The sequence below is a fragment of the Streptomyces sp. a15 genome (assembly GCF_059026085.1).
In genome coordinates this window covers 1-6,406 of record NZ_JBWLKM010000173.1, presented here as the reverse complement: position 1 = coordinate 6,406, position 6,406 = coordinate 1, and the positions used below count along the sequence as shown (strand labels likewise).

General features: G+C 64.8%; 5 protein-coding genes. 1 reads left to right on the top strand and 4 read right to left on the bottom strand.

The features are described 5' to 3' along the window. Nucleotides 1–88: 88 nt before the first annotated feature. From AC5P09_RS50995 to AC5P09_RS50980, 4 genes are all read right to left on the bottom strand, one after another. Nucleotides 89–1,312 carry an aminotransferase class I/II-fold pyridoxal phosphate-dependent enzyme gene (locus AC5P09_RS50995; RefSeq protein WP_493880477.1) on the bottom strand — a complete coding sequence of 408 codons (1,224 nt, stop codon included), beginning with the start codon at nucleotides 1,310–1,312 and terminating at the stop codon, nucleotides 89–91. Nucleotides 1,313–1,334: 22 nt separating this feature from the next. Continuing rightward, the gene (locus tag AC5P09_RS50990; RefSeq protein WP_402366165.1) at nucleotides 1,335–2,657 is read right to left on the bottom strand and encodes a preATP grasp domain-containing protein; all 1,323 of its coding nucleotides are present in this window, start codon (nucleotides 2,655–2,657) and stop codon (nucleotides 1,335–1,337) included. A 45-nt stretch (nucleotides 2,658–2,702) separates the two neighbouring features. After that, nucleotides 2,703–3,251, bottom strand: a complete 549-nt coding sequence (locus tag AC5P09_RS50985; RefSeq protein WP_332425614.1) for a hypothetical protein — start codon at nucleotides 3,249–3,251, stop codon at nucleotides 2,703–2,705. A gap of 117 nt (nucleotides 3,252–3,368) precedes the next feature. Further along, a complete protein-coding gene (locus tag AC5P09_RS50980; RefSeq protein WP_493880476.1) occupies nucleotides 3,369–4,487 on the bottom strand; it encodes an aspartate 1-decarboxylase in 1,119 nt (372 codons plus the stop codon). A 586-nt stretch (nucleotides 4,488–5,073) separates the two neighbouring features. On the opposite strand from AC5P09_RS50980, the gene ltrA reads away from it, so the two are divergent. Further along, nucleotides 5,074–6,406, top strand: a 1,333-nt coding sequence (ltrA, locus tag AC5P09_RS50975) for a group II intron reverse transcriptase/maturase (protein WP_493880475.1), incomplete at its 3' end; no start/stop codon positions are given.

Genomic DNA, 6,406 nt, shown 5'->3' with positions numbered 1-6,406 from the left:
GGCCCGCAGCCGGTGACGGAGCTCGAGCTCGGCGATCGGCCGGCCGGGCGTGTTGGTGGCGAAGCAGGTGAGCCTCAGACTCGACCTCCTACTGCTGATCGACCCCGAGCTTGTGCCACACGTGTGCGAACTGCTCGATGTCCGCGGTCGACATGGAGGACCGGATTCGGGCGCGCAGGCCCGCCGCACCCCTGCTGACGATTGGGAAGAAGTCCGGCTCCACGTAGAATCCGTTGTCGAACAGGTAAGCCGACGTTTCCAGCGTATCGGCCTCGGAACCCAGCTCCAGGTATCGGATCGGGACGCTGTTTCCCTGGCCAGCGGCACGAACGAGGCCATCGAAAAGCGCAATGTTGCTCGACAGTTTGGCTTGCAACTCAGGCAGAGCCTCACTGCGGTGGAGCTTGGCGGACTCGATGATCGCGCCCAGTGCCGGAGTGTTCAAACGCTGGGACCACATCAACGGGCCGCTGCTGCGCTGGATGATCTTTCGTTTGCGGTCGTCGTCCCTGGGGCCGAACACGATGGCACCGCCTGATGCACCGAAACCCTTGTTCAGCGACGTGATGAGCATGGTCGAATCGTTGATCGCGCCCATCCGGTCCAGAACATAACCCCGGCCCATGTCACCGATCACCGACGTGCTGTGTGCTTCGTCGAAGTAGAGGAAGAGCCCGAACTCCTCCTGGAGCTCGAAGAGTTCCTCAAGTGGCGCTAGAGTCCCTCCCGTGCTGTAGACGGAATCGCAGACATAAGCTACGCGTTTGTTCTTCCTGCAGATGTCGGCAAGAGCGTCGACGTCGTTGTGCCTGATCGTCTCGACCCTGGTCTCGTCGGCACACAGGGACTTGAGCGCCGCCATGCAGAAATGGGCGCGCTTGTCGAACACCATCACCGGGGCGACACCATCGGTGAGGAGACCGGAAGCCAGGACCGGCAACGTGGCCCACGCCGCTGCCGAGCACGAATTGAGGGTCGCCACATCCGCCCCGAACAGATCGCCGAGTGCGCACTCGGCTTCTTCGAGGAGCGGAAGGGTCATCCGGACTCGCGACAACGAACTGTTCAGGACCATGTTGCTCCGCAGCGCGGCGATCGCGGCGTCGATGATCCTCGGGCTCTCGTCCAGCCCCAGATAGGAGTAGGACGACATGTTGACCGCTACTCGACCGTCCGGCGCGCTGAGTCTTCCTCCCGGGACGGCCTGCAGCACTGCGCCATGGACTCCGAGCCGTGCCGCCGAGTCCCAGTAGCCGTCACTCAGGTGCCGGAGCTTCTTGACGTCGGAGAAGCCGTGACGCGAATTTTCCATCCCCACATTCCCTCTCACATCCTTAAGACAACGTTCCGGCCGTCGTGGCGATCTCGTCCTTCATCGCTGTGAGCCGATCCCAGTCCTTGGAGAACACGAGCAGTTCGGCTCCCGGACCGAGATCCGAGTTGCAGCCGAGAACCACAGCCCCTTCACCTGAGTCCTTGTCGTACCTCACGCCCGCCCTCTCGATCGACCGGAGAAGGTCCGCGAGCCCCGCGGGCACAACATTGAGGATGGAAGAGAAGAAGTTGTTGCGGGCGTAGTCGTGCCCGAGGAGTCGTTCGGCGACGGTGTGGTAGATGAGACCGCCGCTCCAGCGAGCGTTGATCTCGTGGAAGAAGACCCGGCCATCGTCCAGCACGATGCCGTCGATGTTCACGTACCCGCGGTAGCCGATGGTCCGGACCAGTTCGATGAACTCTTCCGCGGGCTTCAAGGTCGCCTCGAACTCAGAACGTGACGGGGAGTCCAGTCCGATCCACTTGGCGCTGCCGCCAGAACCCTCCGGCAACTGCTCGTACTTCAGGATCGAGCTGTGCAGGAAACGTGCACGGTCGCCGTCGAGGTGGTACTCGAAGAAGAATCGTTGGTCTGCGCGGTGGTACGTCTCCACCGTGATGAACTGGTTCTGGGTGTCCGTCAGCTGCGACCACAGGGTGTCTGCGAGGGTATCGAGCTGGTCGTTGGCGTACGCCAGGACCTCGCGCGTTCCCGGGAAGGACGACTCCGGCGACGTCGATATTCCGATGTTGCCGTGGCCGCCACCACTCCTGTCCTGCTTGGCGATGACCATTCCGGTCTCAGCGATCAGTTCCTGGATCGCGCTCCGCACCTCAGCCGGACCGCGAGCGACGACGCCGTCCGTCAGCGGGGTGCCGAGACCGGCCGCCAGCCTGCGGAACGTCGACTTCATGTTCAGCAGATCGATGCCGTTCTGCATGGCGAACTCGTAGCCGTCGAGCGCTGCGACGTTCAGCTTCCGGGTCAGCTGCGCGGCGGCGCGCGTCGACACGCAGGGGAACAAGCTCCATCCCGCGCCGGTTCCCGTGTGCGCGGCGAGCCGGTCGATGAACTCCGGATCCTGCAGGACCGCTTCGCTCAGCGGAGTCTGCGTCCGCTCCACGTGGACGCTCGTGCCGTCGATGCCGAGGGTGTCCGCAACGTAGCCCGGGAAGTCGGGGTCCACGGTGTCGGGTATGACCAGCACGTCCCCGTCCTCCGCGTGCCACAGGAACCTCGCCGTCGTGTCGGTCGACGACGCCGTCGCATCCGAGATTCCCAACCAGTCGCGAACCTGCTCCGAGTAGTCGGCCCGGAAGTTCGGAAGGATGATCTTTGGCAACCGTGATCTCCGCTCTCTGTGGATACGTCATGCCGGCCGGACGCGTCAGGGATTCTCGTGGCGGAAGTCGAGCTCCGCGTGCAGTTTCGGGATCCCGTCGGACGTGATGGTCACCACGTTGTGCAGATGCCCTGGTCCGTCGGAGGTGAAATCGTCGGTCATGATGACGTCGCCGCCGTGGTCGCGCAACAGGATCGCGCCCGAGAAGATCAGGTGACCGTCGACCCAACCAGCACCGGACGTGACCGCATCGATGTGGTTGCCCCGATCGTCGAAGTAGATCGACACGAACTGCTCGAGCTCGGGGCTCCAGCCGAAGATGTATCGGCAGTGCTGACCCGTCGGGTGCAGCTCGTTCGGTTCCTGGGTGTAGTCCCACTCGTACCACGTGCCCCGGAGGATCGGCGAGAGCTTGCCCCGGAACAATCCCTTCACCGGGGAATCCTCGCGTCCCGGAGGGTACACCGTGGATTCGCATCGCCAGTTGCCCAGGAAGGGGGTGAGGGGACGCATCTCCTCGCGGGGTACGAACCCATCCGGCACGGGCAGGACGAGGCCCTGCGGGAGTTCGTGGGAGCTGGAGGTCTCGGACATCGTGTGCTGCTCCTGTCGATCGTCGTGCTGATGGGGATCTCGGAACACCGCGTGGTCGGCGTCGCGATGCGCCGGGCCCTCGCGCCGGCCGCTCATCGCGTCGAACGACGTGTGCAGCTACTGCCGGATCGCCGCAGTTCCGTCGGTCAGCACCAGCGACATGCGATGGTTCTTGTCGGCGAACCGGAACGACGCGACGCTGACCGTTGCTCCGAGCGGAGCGAATCCGGCCATGGCCCCGGTGGTCATGATCACGCCGTCGGGCATGGGCACGGCGTAGGTGTTCGTCCCGCCGCCGGCCGACGAGTTGTAGACCGTCACCATTGTGTGCCGGGACATGTTGGCTTCGCGCATCACGCTGCCCGGGATCTCCGCGCTCCCGAGCAGGCAGTCGTCCTTCGTGTCGTTGACGACGAGCCCCGTGATCAAGCTGTTGACCATCAGCCTGGGCATCAGCTCCTCCCTGAGCGGGTGTTCGTCCGGCACCGACCCCAGTTCCTCGTCACCGGTCAGGCGCTCGTACTTCAACGTCCCGGTGTCCAGCTTGTTGCCCGGGATGATGCCGTAGTCGACGATGGGCAGCGTTCCGTCCGCGTGGAGTTCCTGGCCGCGATCCCCGAGCCTGGTCTCCGAGATGATGCACACCAGGTCGCCTGCGCTCAGGAAGTGGGCGACGCTGCCGCGGGCTTCCACCATGCCGGTGTCGGAATGCACGACGAACGTGTGCACCCGGTTCTCGATGTTGCTGGCGCCGATGCGAGCGACGATCACCGCCTCCCCGAGCACGAGATCGCTCACGGCGCACAGCTCCGGCGGCAGCGCGATGCCCTCACGGATGGCGGAGTCCGACCGCGCGCTCTCGTCCGTGGATCGATCGGCCGCATCAATGGTCAGGTTGTGGATCGCGCTCCGCTTGCACGGCATCTCGGGACCGATCACGGATGCTCCTCCGAATTCGTTGTTGACGCATTGCCAGGTTCCTGCGCGCCGATCACCTGTCGGACCGGCGCTGCGGGTGTGGATACCGGCCGACCCGTGGACGTCGGCTCGTGCGGATCGGTGCATCGTCGTCTGCGTCCTCGGACCGAAGCCTGCACTCCCATATTCCGAATTCGAGTTCGTGCAGTCGGAACCCCACGAGATGTTCGACGATTCGCCCGCTTGGTCGGGCAGTCGGCACTGATTCTGATAACCGGCGCCAGCTATCCTGCTGCCGTCATGGAGATGGTGCCACATCAGAAGCCCCCACTAGTGAGTGGCTGTGATGTTGGCCGGAATTCGACGGCGAGATGTACGCGAGGGCACGTGAAACGGACGCCGATGCTAACAACCATGTCCCCCTCTAACCAGACTTGAACTTCCGGGCGCTTGCTGGTTCTGTGTCGCGCGTGTCGCGCGTCAGAGTTCTTGGCAGAGCCCGTTGCCTACGGGAGTTCTACCGCCTGAGGAGAAGACCCGTGAAGGTCTACGGCGTAACCGTGGCGATGCCGCAGGGGCATAGCCGGGCGCCTCACCCGTCGATCGATCAGCGGTGAACGTGGGAACCGTCCGCGATCTGCTCCCGACCCAAGTCGCCTCCAGCGGCACGGGACGGGATAGGCGCGTTGCCCGCCGAAGGGCGTGGGCGGGGCGGAGCCGCCGTAGTACTCCGGGGCCGGGAGAGCCGGCCGCACGGGGAAGGGCGGCAGCGTGACAGACAAGGAGAGGACTGCAACGTCCGAAGATGCCCTGGTGAACACCGGGGTCGGGATGGCCGCCGCTTGGCGGCTGGGTGTCCCGGTACGGAAGATGCAGCTCAAGTTGCACCAGTGGGCGCAGGCGGATGCCTCGCGCCGATTCGACGATCTGTACAACACTGGTCTACGACCCGGGGTTCCTGATCGATGCCTGGCACAGGGTCGCGGGCAACACCGGGGCGAAGACGGCTGGGATCGACGGGCTGACCGTGGCCGCGATCGAATCCGGGCCGGGAGTACAGCCGTTCCTGATGGACATCAGGGACGAGCTCAAGGCGCGGATCTACCGGCCCGCACCGGTGCGGCGCACCCAGATCCCCAAGTCCAACGGGAAGATGCGTGATCTTGGCATTCCGACCGTGAAGGACCGGGGCGTGCAAGCCGCACTGAAGGCGGTCCTGGAGTCCATCTTCGAGGCCGACTTCCTGCCGGTCTCCTACGGGTTCCGGCCGGGCCGCCGAGCCCATGACGCCATCGCGGAGATTGTGTATCTGGCCCGCCGGGGCTACTCCGTAGTCCTGGAAGCCGACATCGAGGCGTGTTTCGACAACATCGATCACGTCGCCCTGATGGACCGGCTACGGGCCAGGATCTCCGACAAGCGCGTCCTGGCGCTGGTGAAGGCGTACTTGAAGGCCGGGGTCATGCACCACGGCATCGCCAAGGACACCCCCACCGGCACTCCCCAGGGCGGGATCCTCTCCCCGCTGCTGGCCAACACCGCTCTGACGGCACTGGACGAGCACTTCCACGTCCGGTGGCACACCCGGATGGGCACCAGTTGGCAGCGCGAGAAGCGACGCAAGATCGGAACGGGAAACTGGAGATTGGTCCGCTACGCGGACGACTTCGTCGTCCTCGTCAGCGGCCCGGCCCACCGGGCCGAGGTGTCGGCCCTGTGCGAGCAGGTCGCCGAGGTCCTGGCCCCGCTCGGACCGCGGCTTTCACCGGAGAAGACCCGTGTGGTCCACATCGAAGACGGCTTCGACTTTCTCGGCCACCACATCCGCCGCCAGCGGAAACGCGACACGAACAAGCTCGTCGTCTATACCCGGCCCTCGAAGAAGGCCATCAAGGCCGTCAAGGACCGAGTCTCGGAACGGACCTACAGACACACCCAGAATCAGAGTCTGGCCACCCTCCTGGAGGGCCTGAACCGGACGATGACCGGGTGGGCGACCTACTTCCGACACGGCGCGGCGAAGCGGACATTCAACGCGGTCGACCACCACGCGTGGCACCGCGTCGCGATCTGGCTCCGCCGCAAACACGGCATCCCCAGCAGCCAGTTGAAGGGATTCTGTGACCAGGGATGGAGGTTCGCCGACAGCGGCACCGTGTTCCTCGGCGCATCCAGCGTCATGATCGAACGCTACCGCTACCGCGGAGCTCGGATCCCGACTCCGTGGACCATCGAAC

Coding starts and splice junctions, on each gene's coding strand:
- AC5P09_RS50995 (WP_493880477.1), bottom strand. CDS start 1,312: ATGGAAAATTCGCGTCACGGCTTCTCCGACGTCAAGAAGCTCCGGCAC.
- AC5P09_RS50980 (WP_493880476.1), bottom strand. CDS start 4,487: ATGTGGCACCATCTCCATGACGGCAGCAGGATAGCTGGCGCCGGTTAT.
- AC5P09_RS50985 (WP_332425614.1), bottom strand. CDS start 3,251: ATGTCCGAGACCTCCAGCTCCCACGAACTCCCGCAGGGCCTCGTCCTG.